General features: G+C 72.6%; 25 protein-coding genes. 12 read left to right on the top strand and 13 right to left on the bottom strand.

Annotated elements, in window-relative coordinates; genetic code table 11:
* The first annotated feature begins 26 nt into the window (after positions 1-26).
* Together ACFYS8_RS04825 and ACFYS8_RS04820 are read left to right on the top strand one after the other, a co-directional pair.
* Positions 27-1,040, top strand: a complete 1,014-nt coding sequence (locus ACFYS8_RS04825) for an LLM class F420-dependent oxidoreductase (protein WP_387635767.1) — start codon at positions 27-29, stop codon at positions 1,038-1,040.
* A gap of 66 nt (positions 1,041-1,106) precedes the next feature.
* Entirely contained in the window at positions 1,107-2,186 is a 1,080-nt protein-coding gene (locus ACFYS8_RS04820; RefSeq protein WP_387635764.1) for an LLM class flavin-dependent oxidoreductase, read from the top strand.
* Positions 2,187-3,046: 860 nt separating this feature from the next.
* Here ACFYS8_RS04820 and ACFYS8_RS04815 read toward each other — a convergent pair.
* Both ACFYS8_RS04815 and ACFYS8_RS04810 read right to left on the bottom strand, forming a co-directional pair.
* Positions 3,047-3,808 (bottom strand): alpha/beta fold hydrolase, encoded by a 762-nt coding sequence (locus tag ACFYS8_RS04815; protein WP_387635761.1) that lies wholly within the window; start codon positions 3,806-3,808, stop codon positions 3,047-3,049.
* Positions 3,809-3,862: 54 nt separating this feature from the next.
* Positions 3,863-4,342 carry an ATP-binding protein gene (locus tag ACFYS8_RS04810; RefSeq protein WP_387635759.1) on the bottom strand — a complete coding sequence of 160 codons (480 nt, stop codon included), beginning with the start codon at positions 4,340-4,342 and terminating at the stop codon, positions 3,863-3,865.
* Positions 4,343-4,569: 227 nt separating this feature from the next.
* On the opposite strand from ACFYS8_RS04810, the gene ACFYS8_RS04805 reads away from it, so the two are divergent.
* The 5 genes from ACFYS8_RS04805 to ACFYS8_RS04785 all read left to right on the top strand — a co-directional run bounded on the left by ACFYS8_RS04805 (position 4,570) and on the right by ACFYS8_RS04785 (position 7,407).
* Positions 4,570-5,442: a helix-turn-helix transcriptional regulator gene (locus ACFYS8_RS04805; RefSeq protein WP_387635756.1), complete on the top strand. Its 873-nt coding sequence runs from the start codon at positions 4,570-4,572 to the stop codon at positions 5,440-5,442.
* A 3-nt stretch (positions 5,443-5,445) separates the two neighbouring features.
* Complete coding sequence (locus ACFYS8_RS04800) at positions 5,446-5,676, top strand: DUF397 domain-containing protein (protein ID WP_387635753.1); 231 nt, start codon at positions 5,446-5,448, stop codon at positions 5,674-5,676.
* A gap of 279 nt (positions 5,677-5,955) precedes the next feature.
* Positions 5,956-6,564, top strand: a complete 609-nt coding sequence (locus tag ACFYS8_RS04795) for a hypothetical protein (protein WP_387635751.1) — start codon at positions 5,956-5,958, stop codon at positions 6,562-6,564.
* Between the two features lie 85 nt (positions 6,565-6,649).
* The gene (locus ACFYS8_RS04790) at positions 6,650-6,916 is read left to right on the top strand and encodes an ABC-three component system middle component 6 (RefSeq protein ID WP_387635748.1); all 267 of its coding nucleotides are present in this window, start codon (positions 6,650-6,652) and stop codon (positions 6,914-6,916) included.
* A 200-nt stretch (positions 6,917-7,116) separates the two neighbouring features.
* Positions 7,117-7,407 carry a DUF2326 domain-containing protein gene (locus ACFYS8_RS04785; RefSeq protein ID WP_387636846.1) on the top strand — a complete coding sequence of 97 codons (291 nt, stop codon included), beginning with the start codon at positions 7,117-7,119 and terminating at the stop codon, positions 7,405-7,407.
* Positions 7,408-7,468: 61 nt separating this feature from the next.
* On the opposite strand, the gene ACFYS8_RS04780 is transcribed toward ACFYS8_RS04785, so the two are convergent.
* Together ACFYS8_RS04780 and sigJ are read right to left on the bottom strand one after the other, a co-directional pair.
* Positions 7,469-9,520 carry an MMPL family transporter gene (locus ACFYS8_RS04780; RefSeq protein WP_387635745.1) on the bottom strand — a complete coding sequence of 684 codons (2,052 nt, stop codon included), beginning with the start codon at positions 9,518-9,520 and terminating at the stop codon, positions 7,469-7,471.
* A complete protein-coding gene (sigJ, locus tag ACFYS8_RS04775) occupies positions 9,517-10,467 on the bottom strand; it encodes an RNA polymerase sigma factor SigJ (RefSeq protein ID WP_387635743.1) in 951 nt (316 codons plus the stop codon). The genes ACFYS8_RS04780 and sigJ overlap by 4 nt, the downstream gene beginning before the upstream one ends.
* Before the next feature lie 276 nt (positions 10,468-10,743).
* Here sigJ and ACFYS8_RS04770 point away from each other — a divergent pair, with 276 nt between their 5' ends.
* Positions 10,744-12,993 carry a hypothetical protein gene (locus ACFYS8_RS04770; RefSeq protein WP_387635740.1) on the top strand — a complete coding sequence of 750 codons (2,250 nt, stop codon included), beginning with the start codon at positions 10,744-10,746 and terminating at the stop codon, positions 12,991-12,993.
* Between the two features lie 36 nt (positions 12,994-13,029).
* Here the strand turns inward: ACFYS8_RS04770 and ACFYS8_RS04765 are convergent, their stop codons facing one another.
* From ACFYS8_RS04765 to ACFYS8_RS04750, 4 genes are read right to left on the bottom strand one after another with little or no spacing between them, the layout of a single operon-like run.
* Positions 13,030-13,320, bottom strand: coding sequence for a hypothetical protein (locus tag ACFYS8_RS04765; RefSeq protein WP_387635738.1), 291 nt, complete (start codon positions 13,318-13,320; stop codon positions 13,030-13,032).
* A 24-nt stretch (positions 13,321-13,344) separates the two neighbouring features.
* Positions 13,345-13,782: a hypothetical protein gene (locus tag ACFYS8_RS04760; protein ID WP_387635735.1), complete on the bottom strand. Its 438-nt coding sequence runs from the start codon at positions 13,780-13,782 to the stop codon at positions 13,345-13,347.
* The gene (locus tag ACFYS8_RS04755; RefSeq protein ID WP_387635733.1) at positions 13,775-14,329 is read right to left on the bottom strand and encodes a helix-turn-helix domain-containing protein; all 555 of its coding nucleotides are present in this window, start codon (positions 14,327-14,329) and stop codon (positions 13,775-13,777) included. The genes ACFYS8_RS04760 and ACFYS8_RS04755 overlap by 8 nt, the downstream gene beginning before the upstream one ends.
* Complete coding sequence (locus ACFYS8_RS04750) at positions 14,326-14,673, bottom strand: hypothetical protein (protein WP_387635730.1); 348 nt, start codon at positions 14,671-14,673, stop codon at positions 14,326-14,328. The genes ACFYS8_RS04755 and ACFYS8_RS04750 overlap by 4 nt, the downstream gene beginning before the upstream one ends.
* Before the next feature lie 457 nt (positions 14,674-15,130).
* Between ACFYS8_RS04750 and ACFYS8_RS04745 the strand changes: the two genes are divergently transcribed.
* The 3 genes from ACFYS8_RS04745 to ACFYS8_RS04735 all read left to right on the top strand — a co-directional run bounded on the left by ACFYS8_RS04745 (position 15,131) and on the right by ACFYS8_RS04735 (position 16,741).
* A complete protein-coding gene (locus ACFYS8_RS04745) occupies positions 15,131-15,664 on the top strand; it encodes a GNAT family N-acetyltransferase (protein ID WP_387635728.1) in 534 nt (177 codons plus the stop codon).
* 324 nt (positions 15,665-15,988) lie between these two features.
* Positions 15,989-16,246: a hypothetical protein gene (locus ACFYS8_RS04740; protein WP_387635726.1), complete on the top strand. Its 258-nt coding sequence runs from the start codon at positions 15,989-15,991 to the stop codon at positions 16,244-16,246.
* A gap of 3 nt (positions 16,247-16,249) precedes the next feature.
* Entirely contained in the window at positions 16,250-16,741 is a 492-nt protein-coding gene (locus tag ACFYS8_RS04735; protein ID WP_387635723.1) for an acyl-CoA thioesterase, read from the top strand.
* 172 nt (positions 16,742-16,913) lie between these two features.
* Here the strand turns inward: ACFYS8_RS04735 and ACFYS8_RS04730 are convergent, their stop codons facing one another.
* The 5 genes from ACFYS8_RS04730 to ACFYS8_RS04710 form a co-directional block, all read right to left on the bottom strand.
* Positions 16,914-17,039, bottom strand: a complete 126-nt coding sequence (locus ACFYS8_RS04730; protein ID WP_387635721.1) for a hypothetical protein — start codon at positions 17,037-17,039, stop codon at positions 16,914-16,916.
* A gap of 48 nt (positions 17,040-17,087) precedes the next feature.
* Positions 17,088-18,434, bottom strand: a complete 1,347-nt coding sequence (locus ACFYS8_RS04725) for a hypothetical protein (RefSeq protein ID WP_387635719.1) — start codon at positions 18,432-18,434, stop codon at positions 17,088-17,090.
* Positions 18,435-18,656: 222 nt separating this feature from the next.
* Positions 18,657-19,124: an SsgA family sporulation/cell division regulator gene (locus ACFYS8_RS04720; protein ID WP_387635716.1), complete on the bottom strand. Its 468-nt coding sequence runs from the start codon at positions 19,122-19,124 to the stop codon at positions 18,657-18,659.
* Positions 19,121-19,261: a hypothetical protein gene (locus ACFYS8_RS04715; protein WP_387635714.1), complete on the bottom strand. Its 141-nt coding sequence runs from the start codon at positions 19,259-19,261 to the stop codon at positions 19,121-19,123. The genes ACFYS8_RS04720 and ACFYS8_RS04715 overlap by 4 nt, the downstream gene beginning before the upstream one ends.
* 199 nt (positions 19,262-19,460) lie before the next feature.
* Positions 19,461-20,570, bottom strand: a complete 1,110-nt coding sequence (locus ACFYS8_RS04710; RefSeq protein WP_387635711.1) for a hypothetical protein — start codon at positions 20,568-20,570, stop codon at positions 19,461-19,463.
* Between the two features lie 288 nt (positions 20,571-20,858).
* On the opposite strand from ACFYS8_RS04710, the gene ACFYS8_RS04705 reads away from it, so the two are divergent.
* On the top strand, positions 20,859-21,527 hold the full coding sequence (locus ACFYS8_RS04705) for a DUF4241 domain-containing protein (RefSeq protein WP_387635708.1): 669 nt from the start codon (positions 20,859-20,861) through the stop codon (positions 21,525-21,527).
* The last annotated feature ends 2 nt before the right edge of the window (positions 21,528-21,529 follow it).

Genomic DNA, 21,529 nt, shown 5'->3' with positions numbered 1-21,529 from the left:
AGTTTAGCTATGAGAAAGGCAAGTTCGTGACGAACGCCCTCCCGCGCCACCGGGTGGCGCCCGCCTGGGGCATCACCCTGCCGCTGCCCGGGCTCACCATCGACCGCCACCGCTTCCTGGTCGAGCGGCTGCCGGAGCTCGGCTACGGCGACGTGTGGAGCGCGGAGGGCGGCGGCACCGACGCGTTCACCCCGCTCGCCGCCACCGCCGCCTGGTCGCCGCACCTGCGGATCGCCACCGGCATCGTCCCCGTCCACACCCGCGGGCCGGCCGTGCTCGCCCAGACCGCCGCCACGCTCGCCCAACTCGCGCCAGGGCGAGTCCTGTTGGGCATCGGGGCGTCCGTGCCCGCGCACGTCACCGACATCAACGGCATCCCGTTCGACGAGCCCTTCAAGCGCACCCGCGACGTGCTGCGATTCCTGACCGCCGCGCTGCGCGGAGAACACGTCGCCGGAGAGTTCGACACCTTCTCCATCACCGGCTACCGCCTGCCCCACCCGCCCACCGAACCGGTCAAGGTCATCCTCGGCGCGCTGCGGCCCGGCATGCTGCGGCTCGGCTTCACCGAAGGCGACGGTGCGATCACCAACCTGCTCGGCGCCCACGACCTGCCGAAGGTGCTCGACACCGTCGGGCCGCAGCCACCCGGCAAGGAACTCGTCGTCAAGGTGTTCGTCTGCCCCACCGAGGACACCGCGTACGCGCACCGCGCCAGCCGGCCGTTCCTCGCCTGGATCCTCAACCGCGAGCCCTACCGCAAGTTCCACCAGTGGCTCGGCAACGGGGAGTTGCTCGCCGAGACGCACAAGCGCTGGGCCCACGGCGACCACGAGGGCGCGCAGCGCGCCCTGCCCGACGAGGTCGTCGACGCGCTGTTCATCAGCGGCTCGCCCGAGGAGTGCCGCGAACAGATCCTGCGCTACCAGCAGCCCGGCGTCACCGCCATCCAGCTGTACGTCTCGCTGCCGCCCGAGGTGTTCGCCAGCCGCACCCGGCTGCTCGACACCCTCGCCCGGCTCGGGCCCGCCGCAAGGTGACCGCCAACTGTCCCGGGGCGGGCCGCAGTTGGGCGGCCCGCCCGCCACCCCTCGTGGAGGAACCCCATGGAACTCGAACTGCGCGGAGGCGTCCGCGCCGCCCCCGTCCTCGGCGACACCCCCGCCGAACGGCAGGCCCTGCGCTGGGCACCCGATCCGCGCGAACGCACCGCCGACCCCGCCCACATCAGCCGCACCGCACGGGAGTTGGAGGAGGACGGGCTGGACAGCGCACTCGTCGTCCAGTCCTCCTCCTGGCCCGACCCCTGGCTGGTGGCCGGCTGGGCGCTTGCCGCCACCAGCCGCCTGCGGATCGCCGCCGCGCACCGCATCGGCACCAACTCGCCGACCGTGGCCGCCCGTTCACTCGCCACGCTCGATCGGCTCTCCGGCGGACGGATCAGCGCCCACGTGATCATCGGCTCCAGCGACGCGGACGTCGCCCGGGACGGCGACACCCTTCCCAAGGCCGAACGGTACCGGCGCGCCGAGGAGTACCTGTCGGTCTTCACCCGCTACCTCGCCACCGAGACCGACCTCGACCACCACGGGGAGTACTACACCCTGCGCGCCGCCAGGCCCGGCCTGCGGCCCGCCCCCGGCAGCGAGTTGATCTCCTTCGGCGGCTCCTCGCCGCAGGGCGTCGAACTCGCCGCGAAATACGCGCAGGTGTACGCCGTCCCCCCGCTCCCGCTGCCCGACACCCGACTGCGGATCGCCGAAGCCCGCGCCGCCGCCGCCCGCCACGGTCGCACCCTGCGCATCTGGCGGCACGTCACCGTCGTCCTCGCCGAGACCGACACCGCCGCACAGCAGCACCTCCGCCGACTCCGCCGCGACGCGATACGGCTCACCGCCGGCCCCGACGCCGCCCGGCACCTCGACGCCGTCGCGCTCGACCGCGACCGCGAACGCGGCCGCGAAGGTGCCGGTGCGGACCAGGTCGCCTCCTACATCCGCCGCAACCTCACCAACGCCTACACCGGCTCCCCCGCGACCGTCGCCACCCGCATCCACCTCCTCCGCGCCGCCGGCGTCGACATCGTCCAACTCGACCTCCCCACCGAGACGGCGCGCGACCGCGCCCTCCGCCGCGAGCTGGTCACCCACCTGCGGAACCCGCTGTCGGTGCGGCGGGCGTGGTGAGACGCGGCCTGCGGCCGGCGAGGTGGGGGTGGGGGTTTGCGGCCTGCGGGCCGGTGGGGGTGGGGACGAGTGGTGGCCTGCGGCCGGCGGAGTGGTGGGTTGGGGGGAAGGCTTGACCGCCCCTTCGCCGCTGGCGTTTGGTCGCTGGTCCTCGCGGCCTGCTGTCGGTGGGGCGGGCGTGGTGAGACGCGGCCTGCGGCCGGCGGCGGGGTGGGGGTTTGCGGCCTGCGGCTGGCGGAGTGGTGGGTTGGGGGAGAGGGCTTGACCGCGCCCTTCGCCGCCGGCGTTTGGTCGCTGGTCCTCGCGGCCCGCTGTCGGTGGGGCGGTCGTGGTGAGACGCGGCCAGCGGCCGGCGGCGGGGTGGGGCAGTGGCCTGCGGCCGGTGGGGGTGGGGGTTTGCGGCCTGCGGCTGGCGGAGTGGTGGGTTGGGGGAGCAGGCTTGACCGCCCCTTCGCCGCTGGCGTTTGGTCGCCGGTCCTCGCGGCCTGCTGTCGGTGCGGCGGGCGTGGTGAGACGCGGCTTGCGGTCGGGGAGGTGGGGGTGGGGGTTTGCGGCCTGCGGCCGGTGGGGGTGGGGACGGGTGGTGGCCTGCGGCTGGCGGAGTGGTGGGTTGGGGGAGCAGGCTTGACCGCCCCTTCGCCGCTGGCGTTTGGTCGCCGGTTCTCGCGGCCCGCTGTCGGTGCGGCGGGCGTGGTGAGACGCGGCCTGCGGCCGGCGGCGGGGTGGGGCAGTGGCCTGCGGCCGGCGGTAGGGGCGAGGGACTTCGTCGCCAGTTGGCCGCCCACCGCTGCGACGCGTTTCGGCGGCCTGCGGAGGCGGGGCGGGCGTTGGGCCGTGGGGTTGTCGTGCTGGCGGTTCGGTCAGTTGATCAGGCGGAGGACCGCGTCGGGGGCCCGGAGGGGTGGGAGGTGGTCGACGTCGGGGAGGCGGATGAGGGCGCAGGTGAGGCGGGAGGCGGCCTGTTCGGCGCAGTCGATGGCGGCGGGGCGGTCGAGGTCGCCGATGAGGACGGTGGCGGGTATTGCGGTCAGTTCGGTGAGGCGGTCGAAGACCGGGGGGTCGGGCTGTTGGTGGATGTCCTCGCCGGGCCAGGCCCGGGCCGCGGAGCGGAGCTGGGAGCTTGCGGCCTCGTCGGCGCCGGACGCCGCCCACTCGCGCAGGCCGTAGGCGGTCAGGCCGTCCAGGTCGTTCGCGGCCACCAGCCGGTCGTATTCGGCGTCGAGCTCGGGTTCGTCCGGCCACGGGTAGCCGGGCACGCCGGGGCAGAGCAGTACCAACGACTCGACCCGCTCGGGCTGTTGGAGGGCGAACCCGAGTGCCGTTCCGCCGCCCATGCTGCAGCCGACCAGGCGGAGCCGGACCCCGTCGAGCCCGAAGTGGTCCAGGACGGCGTGCAGGTCCGCCAGCGGCGAGTACGCGGTGGTGGGCTGCGGCGAGCGCCCGTAGCCGCGCACGTCGTAGCGGATCACCCGGTGGCGCGCGGTGAGTTCGGGCAGCAGCCCGTCCCAGATCCGCGAGTCGCCGACCCCGGGGTGCAGTAGTACCAGGGGCGGCCCGTCACCCCCGCTGTCCGCCGCCCATACGTCCCCGTCGCCGAGTTGGATCAGTCCGTCCCATGTCATGGCGGTCATTGTGCGGAGCAAGTCGCCTGCCGCGCATCGGAATTCCCGGGGGCCTCACGCCGCGGTGGTGCGGTCGCGGGGCAGGGTGCAGGTGATCTGCTTGCCGAGCGGGGTGGGGGTGACCGTCCAGCCGGGGGCGAGCGCGTCGAGGATCCACAGGCCGCGGCCGGTGCCCGTGCGCGAGTTGTCGGGCGGCTCGGCGGAACGGGTCGGCAGGACGGCGGGTTCGGGGTCGTGGACCTGGACGACGAACTCGTGGCCGGCGTCGGCCAGTCGGACGATCACCGGCGCGTGCGGGCCGCACAGCCGTACCGCGTTGCCGACGAGTTCGCTGGCCACCAGGCGGGCGGCCTCGGCGACTTCCTCGGCGGCGCCGGCCGAGGCGACCGTCTTGAAGACCCGGGCCCGCATCTCGACCAGGTGTTCGGCGCTGGCGTTCATGTGCAGGACGAACCCGTCGGGGCGCGGCGAGAGGTAGAAGCCGCGGGTGGCGGAGTCGGGTTCGGGCGGTGCTGGGGCGCGGTGTTCGCGCATGGCGGGCTCCCGTGCGGCTGAGCAAACCGCCGACCGTGAGGGCGAGTTGAGGCGCCCCTCGGTCGGCGCAAGGAAGGCAGCGGCGTGTGCCACGAGGCGTGACCGGGCGGTCGCGCCGTGCTACCGGGAGTCAGCATGCCTGCCAGGTTGCCCGATGGGCAATATGCCCAGCCGGTTTTCCCTCGATCGGTTGCTGTGTGCTTGCGGAGCAGTGGAGACTGGCGCCCATGGCGAAGAGGAACCCCGCCCCCAAGTCCGTGTACCGACGTCAGCTCGCCTCCCGGCTCAAGGAGTTGAGAGACGTCCGGGAGCTGACGCTCACTCAGGTGGTTGAGGTGGTGGAGGTCAACCAGAGCTCGCTGAGCCGGATCGAGAACGGCGACCGTGGCACAACTCCGTTGTTGGTCAAGGCATTGCTGGACTGTTACCAGGTCATTGACCCGGTCGAGCGGGAGGACATCCTCGACCTGGTCCGCGCGGATCAGGCCCAGCGGCAGCAGTGGTGGAAGAAGTACTCGGCCGTCATCAACACCACGCAGTACGGCGGATACCTGGCGCTCGAGTCCAGCGCCACCAGCCTCCGCTCCTACGAACCGCAGCTGATGCCGGGCCTGCTGCAGACCGCCGACTACGCGCGGCGGGTCATCACCGAGATGCGAGTGGATCTGACGGCCAAACAGATTGACGCATTGGTGACGGTGCGGATGGAGCGGCAGGACAAGCTGCTGGGACGCGAGGACGCCCCCAAGCTCTGGGCGGTGATCGACGAAGCAGCAATACGAAGGATCGGTAGCAACCGTACTGTTCTGAAAGGGCAGTTGGAACATCTTCTGGAGGTCTCGCCGCGACCTGGCATCACGCTTCAGCTGCTGCCGTTCTCGGCCGGTTTTCACCCAGGACTCTACGGATCGTTCATGCTCATGGGCTTCCCGGATTCGAATCCGGACGTCGTGTGGGTGGAGAATCTGACCAACTCGGTGTACTTCGAGGGATCCGAGGATGTGGAGCGCTACACCGAGGTCTTCGACCATCTGCGGGCCCGTGCCCTCGGCCCACCCGAGACCCGCAGCCAGATCAACAAGATTCTCAAGGAGCTGTAAGAGTTGAGCACCACCAAGCCCGTCCCCGCCGAGCTGGACTTCTCGGATGTCGTCTGGGAGAAGTCCCCGTTCAGCGGGGGCAACGACAACTGTGTGGAGTTCGGCGTGGTCGGCACGTTCATCGCGGTCCGTGACTCCAAGCGGCCGCAGCAGACGCCTCTCGTCTACACCCGCGACGAGATCCGGGCCATGGTCCAGGGCGCGAAGGCCGGCGCCTTCGACCACCTGGTCTGACGGCAGTTGGCCCACTGACGTCAACGGCCCCGTTCGACGCACCACACCCTGGGTGCGGCCGAGCGGGGCCGTTTTGGACGGCTCGTCAGATCGCCCGAAATGGTGAACTTTTCAGCGGGTTGGAGGGTGACCGGGAGGTGTCCGGCATCGTTCTCCAGGCGAACGGACGCTGTCCGGGGTATCAGGGCGTCACCGTGACCGCAGGGATCGTGCGGGACGAGGAGGAGGACCGTGCTTCTTCCGCATCAGCGGCAGTACGCGCAGGCCAGGTGGCGCGCGATGCTGGAGGCGAGTTCGGGGAGTGAGTTCGAGAAGCTGTTCCATCGGCTGATGGAGCTCTGCGACGACGGCTACGTGCCGGTGGCGACCTACGGGAACCTCGGCGACCTGGGCGCGGACGGCCTTGGGCTCGGCGGGCGGAGGCTGTACGCGTGTTACGCGCCTGAGACGGTGGATGCGGCCCATATCCGCTCGAAGTTCCGCAAGGATCTCGCGGGTGCGCTCGCCAAACGCTTCGGTCAGTTCGACACCTTCGTGTTTGTGCACAACATGAGGCGCGGAGTCGACCCCGTGATCTCCGGCCTACTGGCCGAGGCGAAGCGGGACCACCTGGATCTCGGCTTCGAGCAACTCGGGCCGAGCAAGCTGTGGCACAAGGCGATGTACCTGGACGTGCCCCGGCTGGAGACGCTGTTGGGCGAGAGCATTCCGGTCCACGAGGTCGCCTACGGAGTCGGAATGGCCGAAATCGAGCCGCTGCTGCGGCACTTGGCGGAGAACCTTTCGCACGGTACCGCCGGACCGGGGCCGATCCCACTGCCGAGCGCCCGTAAGGCCGCCAGACCCGGGCGACCTGGGAGCGTTCGGATGCGGCGGACGTGGTGCTGACCTACTTCTTCGAGGAGTGCGACATCTTCGATGTCCCGCCCGCGGGCTGGGAGTCGGGGGCGCTGCCGATCCAGCGGGAAGCCCAGTGATCACGCCGACCAAGGGAATTGCGCCGGATCGTGCGCTGCTGGCCGTAGGGGCTCAGATTGCCCTGCAGCTGGACCGTCCGCTGACGGTCAGTCAAACCTGGTCGCGGCTGCGGGAGTGGCGGCTCGGCCACGGGCTTGCGTCGCCGGTGTCGTTCGGCTGGTTCGTCCTTGCCCTGGATGTTCTGCATGCGCTGGGAGCGCTCGAACTGACCGACGACCTGCTGACCTTGAGGAGGGCCGATGCTGAGGCGATTGAGCGCTGACGACCGGCGGTTCAGGACGATCGAGTTCCGGCCGGGCCTCAACCTGCTGGTCGCGGGCAGCGTGTCCGACGCGAGGGCCACGGACAGCCGCAACGGTGCGGGCAAGTCCGGTGTGATCGAGTTGCTGCACTTCCTGCTCGGCGCGCGGGCGGACCGGGGCCAGCTGGCCATGCACGCCGAGCTGGCTCTTCTGCTTCGACCTGACACTCGCCGTCCTGGCGCACCGCGACGGCCGGGCCCCCGACTTCCTGGTGCACGACAGTCACCTGTTCGACGGCGTCGACGAGCGGCAGCTGACCCGGGCGCTGGAGCCGGCCGCGGAGGTGATGGACCGCGAGCGCATGCAGTACCTGGTGACGATCAACGAGGACGAACTCGCCAAGGCCGAGTCGTGCGGGTTCGATGCGGGCCCGTACGTGATCGAGCCCAGGCTGACGGACCGCTACGACGAAGGCCGGCTGTTCGGGTTCCGCTTCGACCGGCGTACCTGAGCCCCCGGAGACCGGCCGGCGCGGATGGCGGTGCATCGTGACGCCGGCCGGTGGCGGGGGTTCAGGGATGGCGGGTGGGCCACCAGAGGCGGGGGCCGGTGTCGAGGGTGAGGGCGGTGACGAGGACGGAGCGGACGAGGAGGGTGTCGAGGAGGACGCCGAAGGCGACGGTGAAGCCGAGTTCGGCGGCGAAGACCAGGGGGAGGGAGGCCATGGCGGCGAAGGTGCCGGCGAGGACGAGGCCGGCGGAGGTGATGACGCCGCCGGTGGCGGTGAGGGCGGTGCGGGCCGCGCGGCGGGTGCCGAGGGTGCGGGCGTCCTCGCGGACGCGGGTGACCAGGAAGATGTTGTAGTCGACGCCGAGGGCGACCAGGAAGACGAAGGCGAGGAGCGGGAACGAGGCGTCCGTCCCGGCGAAGTGGAACAGGTGGCGGAAGACCAGGGCGGAGACGCCGAGCGCCGCGCCGAACGAGAGCACCACGGTGCCGATCAGCAGCAGCGGGGCGAGGGCCGAGCGGAGCAGGACGGCGAGGATCAGCAGCACCGTCAGCAGGACGACCGGGATGATCAGGGCGTCGTCGCGGGAGGCCGCGTCCCGGGTGTCGAGGGCGATCGCGGTGGTGCCGCCGACGAGTGCGTCCGCGTCCGGTACGGCGTGCACCGCGGTGCGGGCGAGGGAGACGGTGCGCATCGCGTCCCGGCTGGACGGGTCGGCGGAGAGTTCGGCGGTCAACAGCACCTGATGGCCGGTCAGGAGGGGTTGCTGGACGGCCTGGACGCCCGGCACACCGGCCAGTGCATCGCGGACGGTGGAGGCGGCGTCGGAGCGGGCCACCACGTACAGCGGGTCGCCCGCGCCCGCCGGGAAGTGCGCCGCCTGGACCTGCTTGCCGGCGGCGGTCTGCGGGCGGCCGGTGAACTGTTCGGTGTCGGCGAGGCCGTCCGCGCGCAGCGCGAAGCAGCCGAGGGCGAGTGCGCCGAGGGCGAGTGCGGTGCCGATCCAGACGGTGCGGGGGCGGCGGGCGATGGCGTCGCCCAGGCGGGTCCAGGCCCGGCCGCCGTCGGGCGCGGCGGCGCCGTACTCGGGGCGGCGCGGCCAGAACGCCCGCCGCCCGCAGGCCACCAGCAGTGCGGGCATCAGCGTCAGCATGGCGAGCCAGCCGACCAGGACGCCGATCGCGCAGGCCGGCCCCATGCCGCAGGTGGAGTTGAGCTCGGCCAGGACGAGCAGCAGGAGCCCGGCCGCGACGGTCGCCGCCGAGGCGGTGATGGCGGGTGCGCAGCGGCGCAGGGCGCGGGCCATCGCCTCGTGCGGGTCCTGGTGGTGCGCGAGTTCCTCGCGGTAGCGGGCGATCAGCAGCAGCGCGTAGTCGGTGGCCGCGCCGAACACCAGCACCACCAGGATGAACCCGGTCTGCTTGTTGACGACCAGCCCGGCGTACCGGGCGAGCACGAACACCAGCGCCTGGGCGACCGCCAGCGCCCCGCCGACGGTGAGCAGCGACAGCAGCGGCAGCCACGGACTGCGGTAGGTGAGCAGCAGGATCAGCACCACCACGACCGCCGTGATCGTGGTCAGGCTGCCGCCCGCGCCGAACGCCTTGATGGAGTCGGACGCGTACCCGGCGGGCCCGGTGACGTGGAATCCCGGGCCGTCGGCGTGCGCGGTGCCGATCGCGGTCAGCGCGTCCACGGTGCGCCCGAGGCCCTCCCAGCCGTCCTGCCCCTTGTGCAGCTGGACGACGGTCTGCAGCGCCTGCCCGTCCGGCGAGGCCACCGGCCCCTGCACGGCGCCGACCACCGACTCGACGGCGGCGAAGGCCTTCGCATCGGCCTGGGCGTTGATCAGATCAGCGGATGTGATGCCGGTCTGGCGGTCGTACAGGACGATCGCCGGGACGGTGTCCGCCGCCCCGAGCGCGGCGGCCCGCTGCACCACGGCGGTGGACTCCGCCCCACCCGGCAGCCACGCCGCGTTGTCGTTCTGCTCCACCTCACCGAGCCGCCCCGCCAGCAGCAGGGCCGGTATCAGCAGCACCGCCCAGGCCGCCAGCACCACCCACTTGCCGCGCCGACCGGCGGGCACCGTCAGCCATCCGGCAAGGCCCTTCACGCCAGACCCCCCAGCTTGTCGGGGTTGGACACCGCGTAGATGCCGGAGATCCGGTCGCCGTCCGGCACCAGGTCCAGCACCAGCACCGCGAACGCCCGGCCGAACGCCGAAACCACCACCGCGGGCGCGCCATTGACGCTCCGCCAGTCCATCACCAGCGCACGACCGCCGAACTTCGGTGCCAGGGCCGCCAGCAGCCGCGCCACCTTGGCCCGGCCGGTGAGCGGACGAAGCCCCCCGGGCGCCTTCCCGCCGCCGTCGCCCCACAGCGTCACGTCCGGCGACAGCAACTCCAGCAGCGCCGCCAGATCCCCGCCGAGCGCCGCCGCAAGGAAACGTTCCGTCACCTGCCGCCGCACCGCCGGCTCCGGCTCGTACCGGGGCCGCCTGGCCTGCACGTGCTCCCGCGCCCGCTTCGTCAACTGCCGCACCGCCGCCGGGCTGCGCCCCAGGATCCCGGCGATCTCCGCGCCGCTGTACCCGAACACCTCGTGCAGCACGAACGCGCTGCGCTCCAGCGGCGACAGCGTCTCCAGCACCACCAGCAGCGCCAGCGACACCGCCTCGGCGCGCTCCACCGCCGCCTGCCCGTCCCCGACCGGCGCCCCCGGCCCCGCCAACGGACCCACCAGCGGCTCCGGCAGCCACGGCCCCACGTACGTCTCGCGCCGCCGGCTCACCGCCGCCTGCTGCGCCAGCGCCCGGTTCACCGCCACCCGCACCAGGTACGCCTTCGGGTGCTCCACCGGCCCCGCCGCCCCGTCCGCGCGCCGCGCCGCCCAGGCCAGCCAGGTGTCCTGCAGCACGTCCTCGGTGTCGGCGACGCTGCCGAGCAGGTTGTAGACGAGGGCGAACAGCAGCTCGCGATGCTCGGCGTACTCCCGCGTGGCTTCCTCGGAGGCTGTTCCTTCCGCGCGCTCCGCCTGCCCCGTCCGGTGCCCGGTCATCCTGGGTGTCCTCTCTGCCGATCGCGTTGATCGTGTTGATCGTGTTGGGGATGAGAGCGCTGCCGGGCCGCGAAAGTGACATGGCGGTGGACGGTGTGAGCCAGTTCACAGGGAGGGCCCGGCGGTTCGAACGGACGTACCCGCACCTCCAGTAGGCTGACCGGCGCCGGAGATGTACGGGGGACGGGCCACGCCGGGCGCAGCAGCCGCGCCGTGCACGCCACCCCGTGGAGGGGGCCGGCGCACGGGGACGGACACGAAGGACAGCGCGGAACAGTGAACGGCACAGCGGTGGACGACGGCACGCAGGAGCAGGGCGTCAACATCTGGCGGTACGCCTTCGACGAGGGCGCGGACCCCGCCGGGCGGGTCCCCGTCCATGCGGTGCAGGGCAGTTGGCCGCCCGGCCCGGACGCCGCGTACCGGCCGCACCCGCGCCACCGCCGCCCGCTGACCGACCCCGTCCCCGCCGACGCGCCGCCGCCCGGCCTGCCCCCGCTCGGCGCCGGACGCCGGCCCGCCGGGCGTGCCCTGCTGTCCTGGCTGGAGGACACCCGGGGCCCGCGCCTGTGCCGGGTGGCCGGCTCGTCCGGCAGCGGCCGCACCCACTTGCTGACCTGGCTCGCCGCCGCCTGCCCGGCCGACCACCCGCGGCCCGGGCGCCGCGTCCACGCGCTGCTGGACGTCGAGGGGCTGACGGTCCGTTCGGCCACCACCCGGCTCGCCGACCTGCTCGGCCTCACCGCCGGCACCCCCGCCGACCTGCTCGAAGCACTCCAGGACGGCACCCCGCGCACCGTCGTCGTCACCGACCTCGACCGGGCCGGCGGGCCGGACCTGCCCGGCACCCCCGAGCGGATCGCCGCCGAACTGCTCGTCCCGCTGCTGTCCGTCCCCTGGCTGCTGCTGGTCGTCGAGGCCGCCCACGGGCCCGCCGCCGACGAGTTGACCGCCGCCGCCCCCGGCGCCGCCGTCCTCGACCTCGACCAGCCCCAGTGGACCGACCCCGCGAAGTACGCCGACTGGTGCGCCCGCCTGACCGGCCACCAGATCGACCCCGCCACCACCCACCCCAGCCCCGGACTCGCCCAGCTCGCCGCCCGCACCCCCGGCGCCGTCCTCGACCCCGCCCGGACGCCCACCGAACGCGCCACCGCCCTCGCCGACACCTGGTGGGCGGCTCTCCCCGACGCCGAACGCGGCGCCCTGACCGCCCTGTCCACCGCCGACGGGCCGCTCAGCACCGAACTGTGGGCCACCCTCCCCGGCGCGGGCGGCGAACAGGTCGTCAAATCCGCCGCCGACCTGCTGCCCCCGCCGCCGATGGCCGACCGCTGGCGGCTGCGCCCCGACGAGGTCGCCCACCGGGTCGCCGCCGACCGTCCGCCCGTCGACCACGGCGCCATGATGTGGGAGGTCGCCGGCGGCATCCCCGTCCGCGACGACGGCGGACCCGACCTCGCCGCCAGCGACCCCGAACGCCTCGCACTGCTGCTGCGGCACGCCTCCGCCGCCGACCCGGCCACGCCGATGCTCGACGAACTCGACCTGCTGCTGTACGCCGAACCCGCCACCGTCACCGCCGCGTTCCAGCGCGCCGAGGACGCCGGCACCCCCGCCACCCCGCTCGCCGAGGCCTGGCGGCTCGCCGCGCCCGACCGGGCCGCACTCGCCCGCCCCGCCGACCGGGCCGCCGTCCTGCACGCCTGGCTGACCGGCCGCGACGACGCCTCCGCCGCGCACTGCGCCGAACTCGCCGCCGCCCGCTGGCACACCGTCTGGAACCGCCCCGCGCCCGGCCCCTGCATGACCGCGCTCGGCATCGGCCCGCGGACCGGCTCCCTGCTGGTGTTCGACGGCGCCGCACTGCACCTCGCCGACCCCGCGACCGGCGAACTCACCTCGTCCGGCGAGCCGTTGACCGAACGCCACCCGCGCGCCCTCACCGCCACCGCGTTCGGCGGCGCGCTACTGCTCGACGCCTCCGGCACGCTGAGCTCTCTCGTGCTGGACGGCGCGGTCGGCGCACCGCCCGGCACCCTCGAAACGCTCGGCCCGTGCACCGCCGTCGCCGGCCACCACGATGCCCTCGTCCTCGGCCACCCCGACGGCTGCACCAGCCACACCACCCTCTCCACCGGCCTCACCCACCGCCCCGAGACCCCGCTGCACGACGGGCCCGTCACCGCGCTCGGCGTCACCGACGCGGACGGCGGCACCCTGGTGGTCAGCGGCGGCGAGGACGGCCGCGTCTGGACCTGGATGCCCGGCCGCCCACCCCTCCCCGCCCCCGTCGACCAGCGCCCCCACCCCGTCACCGCCACCGCCCTCGGCGCCACCCCCGCCGGCCTCCTGCTCGCCGCCGCCTGGTCCGACGGCCTGCTCCGCCTGCGCCGCTGGGGCGAACGCCACCGCGGCGCCGACATCCGCCTCGGCGCCCCCATCCACTCCCTCGCCGTCACCCCCGACGGCCTGGTCATCGCCGCCCTCCCGGAGGTCGTCCTCGCCCTCACACTGGTCGGCTGACGGGACTGCTCCGGGCGCGGACCCGGGGGCGGGGCCTCAGAGGGCGGGGACTCGGGGGGTATGAAGCCGGGGTCGATGCCGAGGGTGCGCACCCCGCCCCGCGCCGTTTTCGACGAACGCGGCGAGATCCCGGGCGAGGTCCGCCCAACTCGCCGGGGCGCCCCAGGCGTCCGGGGCGAACACGGAGCCGACCCGCCAGCCCCCGCCGGTCGCCACGATCCGGACCGCGTCGGGCACGTCGTACGACATCGAGTCGAACGCGAAGTCCCAGCGCTCGCCGTCCGGGAGGTGGAGCCAGAGCGAGAGGTCCCGAGCCAGCTCGGCCACCGGGAAACTTCGCTCGGGCCATATTCAGATTGACGTGATGCCGGCCAGTCGTGAGCCGATGTCTTCGAGGACGAACCCGGAGATCCCCACCCGGAGCGCAAGGTCGTAGACGTGCTGGCGGGCATAGAGATAGATTTCTTGAATGGCGATAGGGCCGAACTCGTGATACGCGATCTCGGGGATGTCCGATTCGCCGGAAACCCCATATTGGCCAACGACCGTTGCGCCCACATTGGCGATCGGTGAACCATCTTCGGAGAGGATTTGGCACGTCAGTGAGACTCTGTAGTTGACGAAGTCTTCGCCAACGGCGAGTCCCGGCTCGATCGACACTTTGAACTGGCTGGGCTGCCCGCTGCCCACTCGATTTGCAGTCAGCTCGTGCGCCTCGACCAGGCGGAGGCTGGCGCGCTCGATGAGATCGCGCAGTTCTGGCGAGTACTTCTCCGTGGTCCTAGGCATTGTTCCGGCTCACTAGTGGTTTGAACTCGACAGAGGCGTCGATCGACGTCGTCCGAGCTGCGTGGGGGACAAGGTGGGCGCTTCCCTCGAAGCGGACAGTGCTGCTCTCGCCCACCTCCTGCCAGGCGGTCATGTCGACCAGCATGTGCGCTCCTGGCTCCGCGGTGGGGACAACTGCGTACGAGGTGAGCGCATGCGGGCGCTCGGGCGCGGCTTCCTGGGCCCGGGGGAAGGCGGGCAGCGCATCCCGCTGCTCGGTCATGGCCTTTCGGGGTTCGCCCTCTTCGACAACGCGCAGGTCCATTTCGTATCCGAGTGCAAAGAGGTATTCGGCCAGGGTTCGGATCTGGATGTTTCCGTCTCCGTTGAGTACCTGGCTCACTGCTGATTTGCGGATGCCGATTCGCCTCGCGAGTTCAGCTTGCGTAATTCCGGACTCCTGAAGCGCGATATGGATCGCCCTGAGGGCCTCCCGCTTGAGGCGAGAAACTGCGAGCCGCCTTCGACCATCCTCTGTCGAGGCGATTCGGTCATACAAGGTGGTCACAGTTCTCCATCCTCTCGTCGCACCCAGCGCGCCTTGTCCAGCTCGGGGCGCGGCGTCTTGACAGTGCCCTTCTTGAACCCATGTGTCAGACGTACGGCGTTTGTCGGACTTCCTTCGAGGTCGAAGAAGGGGAAGCGCTGGTCCTGGATCTTGAGCTCGCGAAGGCCGTCCACCAGCGTGTTCAGCTCTCGAGGGATTTCGAGTGTGCCGCGATGGGCGAAGCTTTCGAACACGATCGCAATGTCTGCCAGAAGGTCCTTGGCGCGTCGACTCTTGGACTGCTCGAGCTGCTGGATCCACTCGTCGGCCAGCACGCCGTCGGGGCATCGTGCTGCTTCGATCATGTGGAAGGCCCCCTGCTCGTAACAAACACGTCCACAGTCCGGGCAATCGTCGCGCGATAGTTCAGTTATGACTGTACCCCCATCGTGCGGCCGTCAGGCAGGGATGAGCCTCGACGGGTCTTAAACTCGTCCGACCGTGTGATGCCCACCACTCTAGCGGCGGGCAGCCCCCGCCGGGTCGCGGTCGGGAATGATGAAGCGGCGAGCCAGGTCGCTGGGCCGGGTAGGTGTCGTGTCGGTCTGACGAGTTCGGGTCCTCGACCGTTCCGGCGATGGCTTGTTCGTCGGGGTTGGCCGCCTCGCGCATTCGATGGGGCGGAGCTCCGTTTCGGCGTTCCGGAGGTGACTCGGGGGCCAGGTGCAGGCCCGGGCTCAGGAGCGAGGCGTGAGGCGCGGCGGCTCGGGTGGGTGTCGAAAGTGGTTGCCGGTGCGGCAGTTGGTCGGATAGGAAGCTTGGATGCTTCGAGGCGAGAAGATCGGGCTGCGGGCCCAGCATGACGAAGACCGGCCGATCCTGCGGCGCGAGCTCTACAACGACGTGCTGCTCTCGGCGCGCTCCGAGGGGCGGCCGTGGCGGCCCGTCCCGGTGGACGGCAAGCCCCCGGAGATGCCGGACGACCCGAGCGTGGTGCACTTCTCCGCGGTCGAGCTGGAGACCGGCGCGCTGATCGGGGTGGCGGACCTGTGGGGCATCGACACCCACAACCGGTCCGCGCACCTGGGGCTCGGACTGCTCCCGGCCGCCCGCGGCAAGGGCTACGGGACGGACGTGGTCGCCGCGCTGTGCCAGTACGGCTTCACGGTGCGCGGGCTGCAGCGGCTCCAGGTCGACACCCTGGCGGACAACCACGCGATGATCCGGGCCGCCGAGCGCAACGGCTTCGTCCGGGAGGGCACGCTGCGCGCCTCGGCCTGGGTGATGGGCGAGTTCCTGGACCAGGCCGTGCTCGGCCTGCTCGCCCGCGACTGGAAGCCGGCCCCGCGCGCCTGATGGCAGGACGTTTCACCTGATCATGTGATCACCCTATTGTCGCGTGTTTTGGATCATTCCCGGGTGTCGATCACGCCCTCTGGGTTGGTGTACGTACGGTTCGGGAGGTTGGCCACCGCTGAAACAGGGTCTGGTGGAGGGCTGTGTTGAAAGAGTCCGGGAACGCAGCGATCTTCAACCAAACACAGGGAGCCCCACCATGTCCGGCTGCGGGGGGACCGAGTTTGATCACCGGAAGGACCTTGGCGTCAACGGATCCGCCTGTCCTTCCCCTCGGCGGATGAGGCCCTACACACATCAAGTCCGACAGGAAATGAGGAACCGATGACTGAGTACCGTGGCGGGGTCGATCAGGTGGAGAAGGTGTGCGCGGCCCTCGCGGGCCTGCCCGCATCCCAGCGACTCACCGAACTCGAACACCTCTGCCGGCGGACGGAGAAGATTCTCGGCCTCGCCGTCCTGGACACCGCGAGCGAGGTCTACGAACAGGGCGACGACGCCGCGCTGCACCGCTCCCCTTACGCCTACGGCTACCTGCGCCGCACTCTCGGCTTCGGGACCGACCACCGGATGGACGGCTGACCGTTGTACACCTACCTGTGCCGGACCCGCTGGGGCGACATGGACGCCTTCGGACACATCAACAACCTGAAGGTGCTGCAGTACGTACAGGAGGCCGTCTACTGCCTGCTGTACGACGAGAGCGAGGGCCAGGAACTGTTCGAGGACGGCTTCATGATCGCCCGCCATGAGATCGACTACCGCTCGCCGCTCTACCACTGCCCGACCCCGCTGCCCGTGCAGATCTGGGTGGAACGTCTCGGCACGGCGTCCATCGCCACCACCTGCGAGGCGCGCCGCGACGGCGAGCTGGCCTTCGAGGCCCGGACGGTCACCGTGCCGACCGACGCCGGAACCGGCCGCAGCCGGCCACTGCGCGACGCGGAACGCCGGCACCTGAACCGCTACCGGATCCGCCCCATCGGACCGCTCTCCACCGTCGCCCCGGTCGGTCGGGTGCCCGTCCCGGCCACCGCCCGCCTCCGGGTGCCCGCGATGGGCGGACGGGCCTCCTGAGAACGTCCCGGGGAGAACCCTTTCTGCCCCGGATCACGACGAAGTCGCGACGAAGCGGGCCGGCCCCGGCCCCGGGCAAGCCGCCCGACCCGGGGCCGGCCCGGAGCAGGTGCGGGGCCGGTCCGGGGCCGGTCCGGAGCAGGTTCGGGGCCGGTCCGGAGCCGGTCCGGTCTCAGCGGGACGCCGCCACCGGCGCGGAGTCCTCGGCCGGCGGAGCGTCGGTGCGTTCGTCGGGCGGGGGTGCCTCGGCGGGAGAAGGCGGCGGGCGGAGCAGCGGGTAGTACGAGGGATCGTTCATGCCCCCATTGATCACCCCACCGGTGCGCGGCGGTTCCCGCGGCCCGCGCTAACCACCCAGGCGGGCGAACCGGCCCTCCAGGCGGGAGAGTTGCAGTGCGGTGGCCGGTGAGCGCAGCGCGTCGTGCCGCTCGCGGAAGCTCGTGTACGCCCGCCGGGCCTGGTGGATGTTCCCGGCGTCCAGCTCCAGGTGGGCCAGCTGCAGCAGCGACACCCCGATGGTGCGGTGCTCGCCCGCCGGCCGGGCCCGCAGCGAGGCCCGCAGGTACGACAGCGACAACTCGGTGGCCCGCAACGACCGGTGGACCTGCGCCGCCTGGTACAGCAGGGCCGGCTCCGGGTACTGGTGCGGGCCGCCCTCCGCCACCGACCGGGACGCCCACTGCTGGGCCGCGTCCAGCACCCGCAGCGCCTCGTCGGACTGCCGCAGCCTGGCCGCCGCCACCGCCTGCTGCGCCAGCACGAACGCCCGCACCCCCGGCGCCGCGTCCGACGGCAGGTGCTCGACGGCCGCCTCCGCCAGCCGGGACGCGTACGCCTGGTGGCCCAGCGCCCCCGCCTGGGTGCTCTGGTCGCGCAGCGCCATCGCCTGCGCCTGGCCGTCCTGCGCCTCCGCCGCCAGCCGGTACGCGAACCGGTAGTGCCGCTGCGCCTCCCCGTGCCGGTTGTCGTCGGTGTACGTCCGTCCGATCAGGCGCACCAACTGGGAGGCGGCGACCATTAGTTCACGGTGCCGCAGGTCGCCCGCGGAACTGGTCAGCCAGGGCAGCACGTGGTCGCGCAGGTACCCGAGCAGCGGGCTGCGGGCGATCGCGCCGCCGTACCCGTCGTAGTGCCGCGACCCGAATGCCGTCATCTCCCGCACCGCCTCGACCTGCCGGGCCCCCACCCGCTCCGGGCCCGAGCGGCGCAGCACCGGCACGAATCGGGTCAGCGGCGCGGTAGGAACGGGCGGGGCGGGCGCGGTGGGCGCGGCGGGGGGAGAGGTGCGGGGCGAGGGCAGCAGGCGGATTCGGAACAGCGGAGGCTGAAACGTTTCGTCCGCGGACTCCCCGAACTGCGGCCTGGCGTGCAGTCGCCGCAGCCCCGTCAGCGCGTCCACCGGTTCCGGATCGCCGTCCTCACCGGCTGCCGCTCCGACCGGCCGGAGCCCCAGCTCCGCCCGGGACACCGGCCGGCCGAGCCGCCGGGTGAACGCCTCCTCCAGCAACTGCGGCCCCGGATGCCGGGGTTGGGTGCCCGACAGCCAGTGCGCCACCGTCGTCCGGTCGTAGCCGACACCGAACCCGCTCTCCCGGGCCACCTTCTGCAGGGCCGCCGCGAGGGCCGGCCCGTTCCAGCCCGCTTCCGCCATGCGGGCGCGCAGCGCGAGATTGGGTCCACGGACGTGCGGCATCGACAACTCCCAGGGGCGGACCGCCGAGAGGCCGGCCCCCGGATCAACGGTCGGCGTCGGCGTCGGCGGCGAGAACCGGCATGCGGAAACGCCCCCTGTTCAACGCGCGGAACCGGAAATCGGTGCGGCGGGAACGCGGTTCGGTGTCGGCGCCCCGCGCGCCGGGCTCAGGCCGGGCCCAGGCCGGGCTCAGGCCGGGCCCAAGTCGGGCTCAGGCCGGGCTCATTCCGGGCGGGTCGGGTGGTCGGGGAGGAGGTGGCGGAGGAGGGCGGTGATGTCCAGGTGGTGGTGTTCGGTTCCCGGCGGGACGACGCGGTGGGAGCGGCGGAGGAAGGCGCGGATCGGGGCGGCGGGGGTGTGCAGGACGGCGGTGTGGCCGGGGGTGGTGAGGGCGATGGCGAGGCGGCCGGGGTCGGCGGGGGAGCGGCGGACCGTGACGTCGCCGAGGCCGGCCCGGCCGTTCAGGCCCTCGGTGAGGAGTTCTCGGCCGAACAGCCAGGTGATGGGCTCGTCGAGGTCGGCGTGGCAGTCCAGGTGCACCGCGTACGGGTCGGTCCGGTAGTAGCGCAGGCGGGCCGGGACGGAGACCCGCAGTCCGGGGCATGGGCGCACGGTGACGTCCAGGAGTTGGACGCAGTCCGGGTCGTCGGCGCGGCGGAGCCAGGTGCTCGGCGTGTTCTGGTGGGTCACCGGGTCTCCCTCGGGTGGTCGGACTCGGGCGGGGTGATGCTCTTGGGGGTCGCGAAGCGGGGCGGGGTGGTCAGGCGGGACCACTCCTGGTCGGTGCGGCCGGGCACGGTACGGCCGGACCGGTGCCAGAGGGTCACCAGCCCGGCATAGATCGGGGCGTGCTGAATCGTTTCGTCACGAACGCCCGTCGGGGCCAAGGGGTCGGCACTCACGTTCGGGCATAACGATCGAACCCGGGGGCGGTAACGGTGCCCGTCGGTCGAGTGTTCAGGCTGCGGGAGTGTGGGGCGCGGCGACGGCGCGGGCGCGCGGCAAGGGTGCCCGTCGGTCGAGTGTTCAGGCCGCGGGGGCGTGGGTCGCGGCGACGGCGCGGGCGTGGTCGAAGGCGCGGACGGGGTGCGAGGTGGAGGTCCAGGGGTGGGCGCCGCACCAGGGGCCGAGCAGGCGGAACTGCTCCAGGGCGAGCGCGGGTTGCCGGGCGACCAGCGCGAAGTGCGCCAACAGGTGCCGCAGCAGCGGGAGTTGATCGTGCGGCGTCGGAACGGCGTCCAGCGCCGACGCCACGGCGGGCAGCAGCTCGCCCAGCCGGCCCGCGTCCGGGAGACCGTACAGGCCGTGCCGCTGCTCCAGTTCGGTCAGCGCCTGGAGGTACAGCCCGGGCAGCACCGAACCGGCCGGGGCGGTGCGGACCGCCTGTTCGGCGAAGCGCAGCATCTGCGCGTCGCTGCCGTGCCACTTGGCGCACCAGTACTGCATGGCCTGCCAGTGCCCGCCCACGTGGTGCGGGGCGCGTGCCGTCAACTCCTGCCACAGAGCGCGGAATCGGCGGTTGCTGAGCGGAACGCCGCGGGCCGTGGTGACCAGCACCGCCCACGGGCCGGGGTCGCGCGGGTCCAGGACGGCGGCCTCCCGGGCGGCCGTGTTCGCCTCGGCCAGCAGCGACTTGAAGGCGGTCAGATGTTCGGCCGGCACCTGGTGCGCGAGCGCGCTGCCGCGCGCCTCCCAGGCCCGCTGCACCAGCAGCCGGGCGTACACGGTGGTGGCCGCGCACGCCTCGGTGCCGGACTCGCGCCACGCGGTGAGCCACTCGTCGCGCTCGGCGGCCACCCGGGTCAGGAAGTCCAGCCGGGACCACCGTTCGTCCCAGTCCTCCCCGGCCGCCACCACGTACGCCGCGGCCGCCCGCCAGCCGCCGGCCAGGCAGGAGTCGGCCAGCGCCTCCAGCTCCTTGCGCCGCAGCAGCGCCAGCGGCGGGCCCGCGCGCCCCGGGTCCAGCTCCGCGCTCGGCACCAGCCCGTACTGCCTTGGATCGAACCCGTCGGGCGTGAGCACAACCGGGGGTTGCGCCGGAGCCGGCACCGGTGCCGGTACGGTGCCGCCGCTCCAGCGCCGACGGATCAGCAGCGAGAGCAGCAGGACGGTACCGAACACCAGAGCGGGGGTCATACCGAGAATGATCTCCCACCGGCCGCGGCGCCCGTGCACCGGCCGGACGGGTTCGGTGGCCCGCTGTGTGTGGGGCCAGCGGGTTGTCGAACGTCTTGGCGGGCATGCGGGCGGCGGCCAGGTCTTCCGGCAGGGCAGAAGAGCCGGCCGTCCGGGCCGTTTCAGGACCGGGTGGGCGGGCGCTACCGTGGGGGCCGCGCGCGGGTGGTGTTCGTCCGATGATCTCTCCGGAACTCCCGTTCGCCTTCCGGTCCCTGAGCGACGAGTGCGACGAGAGCGAGCCCCCTGATGCCCCTTGCGGCCCCCGATGTGGCGCGACTGTTCACTCCGGGCAGCCAGTACGACTGCGGGCACGACCGCACCGCCACCGTGGTCGCGCTGCCCGAAGCGGTGCTGGCGCTGCCCACCGGCCGGCTGGTGGCGTGCGATCCGGTGATCGGACTGGTGGACGAGAACGAGCCGTTCCTCGCCGTCGCGCCGCCGGGCAGCTACCCCGTCACGCTCGCCGTGGTCGAGGTGCGCAACGCGTACGGCCCCGGCTCCTCGGACACCCGGATCGCCGCCGCCCTGCTGCGGGTCGGCGACCGGCCGGCGGTGCGGTGGGAGCTGGCGCTGAGCGAGGGCCAGGACGAACACCGGCTCGGCCCGGGCGACTTCTTCGGGTACGGCGTGGACGCGGGCAGCGGCTGCTTCCTGGACGCGTCCGCCGTCGCCCCGATCGGCGAACTGGTCGAGCAGGACGCCGACCCGGTCGTCGACGCCATCCACGACGCCGGCCCCCGCCCGGCCACCGTCACCGATCCGGCGAGCGGCCACACCATGGTGGCGTTCACCACCGGCTGGGGCGACGGCCACTACCCGACCTGGGTGGGCCGTGACGCCGACGGTCAAGTCACCGGATTCGTCAGCGAGTTCTTCGTCGTCCCGCAGCCCGGGCGCGGCCCCGCCGAAGGGTGACC

Origin of the sequence: Kitasatospora sp. NPDC004615, from assembly GCF_042873545.1 — a bacterium.
Classification (GTDB): domain Bacteria; phylum Actinomycetota; class Actinomycetes; order Streptomycetales; family Streptomycetaceae; genus Kitasatospora.
This window is presented reverse-complemented; position numbering and strand designations above follow the sequence as displayed.

Excerpts from the sequence above, each read along its gene's own strand:
- ACFYS8_RS04820 (WP_387635764.1), top strand. The coding sequence starts at position 1,107 with ATGGAACTCGAACTGCGCGGAGGCGTCCGCGCCGCCCCCGTCCTCGGC.
- ACFYS8_RS04815 (WP_387635761.1), bottom strand. The coding sequence starts at position 3,808 with ATGACATGGGACGGACTGATCCAACTCGGCGACGGGGACGTATGGGCG.
- ACFYS8_RS04810 (WP_387635759.1), bottom strand. The coding sequence starts at position 4,342 with ATGCGCGAACACCGCGCCCCAGCACCGCCCGAACCCGACTCCGCCACC.
- ACFYS8_RS04805 (WP_387635756.1), top strand. The coding sequence starts at position 4,570 with ATGGCGAAGAGGAACCCCGCCCCCAAGTCCGTGTACCGACGTCAGCTC.
- ACFYS8_RS04795 (WP_387635751.1), top strand. The coding sequence starts at position 5,956 with ATGCTGGAGGCGAGTTCGGGGAGTGAGTTCGAGAAGCTGTTCCATCGG.
- sigJ (WP_387635743.1), bottom strand. The coding sequence starts at position 10,467 with ATGACCGGGCACCGGACGGGGCAGGCGGAGCGCGCGGAAGGAACAGCC.
- ACFYS8_RS04760 (WP_387635735.1), bottom strand. The coding sequence starts at position 13,782 with ATGCCTAGGACCACGGAGAAGTACTCGCCAGAACTGCGCGATCTCATC.
- ACFYS8_RS04750 (WP_387635730.1), bottom strand. The coding sequence starts at position 14,673 with ATGATCGAAGCAGCACGATGCCCCGACGGCGTGCTGGCCGACGAGTGG.
- ACFYS8_RS04745 (WP_387635728.1), top strand. The coding sequence starts at position 15,131 with ATGCTTCGAGGCGAGAAGATCGGGCTGCGGGCCCAGCATGACGAAGAC.
- ACFYS8_RS04740 (WP_387635726.1), top strand. The coding sequence starts at position 15,989 with ATGACTGAGTACCGTGGCGGGGTCGATCAGGTGGAGAAGGTGTGCGCG.
- ACFYS8_RS04730 (WP_387635721.1), bottom strand. The coding sequence starts at position 17,039 with ATGAACGATCCCTCGTACTACCCGCTGCTCCGCCCGCCGCCTTCTCCC.
- ACFYS8_RS04725 (WP_387635719.1), bottom strand. The coding sequence starts at position 18,434 with ATGCCGCACGTCCGTGGACCCAATCTCGCGCTGCGCGCCCGCATGGCG.
- ACFYS8_RS04710 (WP_387635711.1), bottom strand. The coding sequence starts at position 20,570 with ATGACCCCCGCTCTGGTGTTCGGTACCGTCCTGCTGCTCTCGCTGCTG.
- ACFYS8_RS04705 (WP_387635708.1), top strand. The coding sequence starts at position 20,859 with ATGCCCCTTGCGGCCCCCGATGTGGCGCGACTGTTCACTCCGGGCAGC.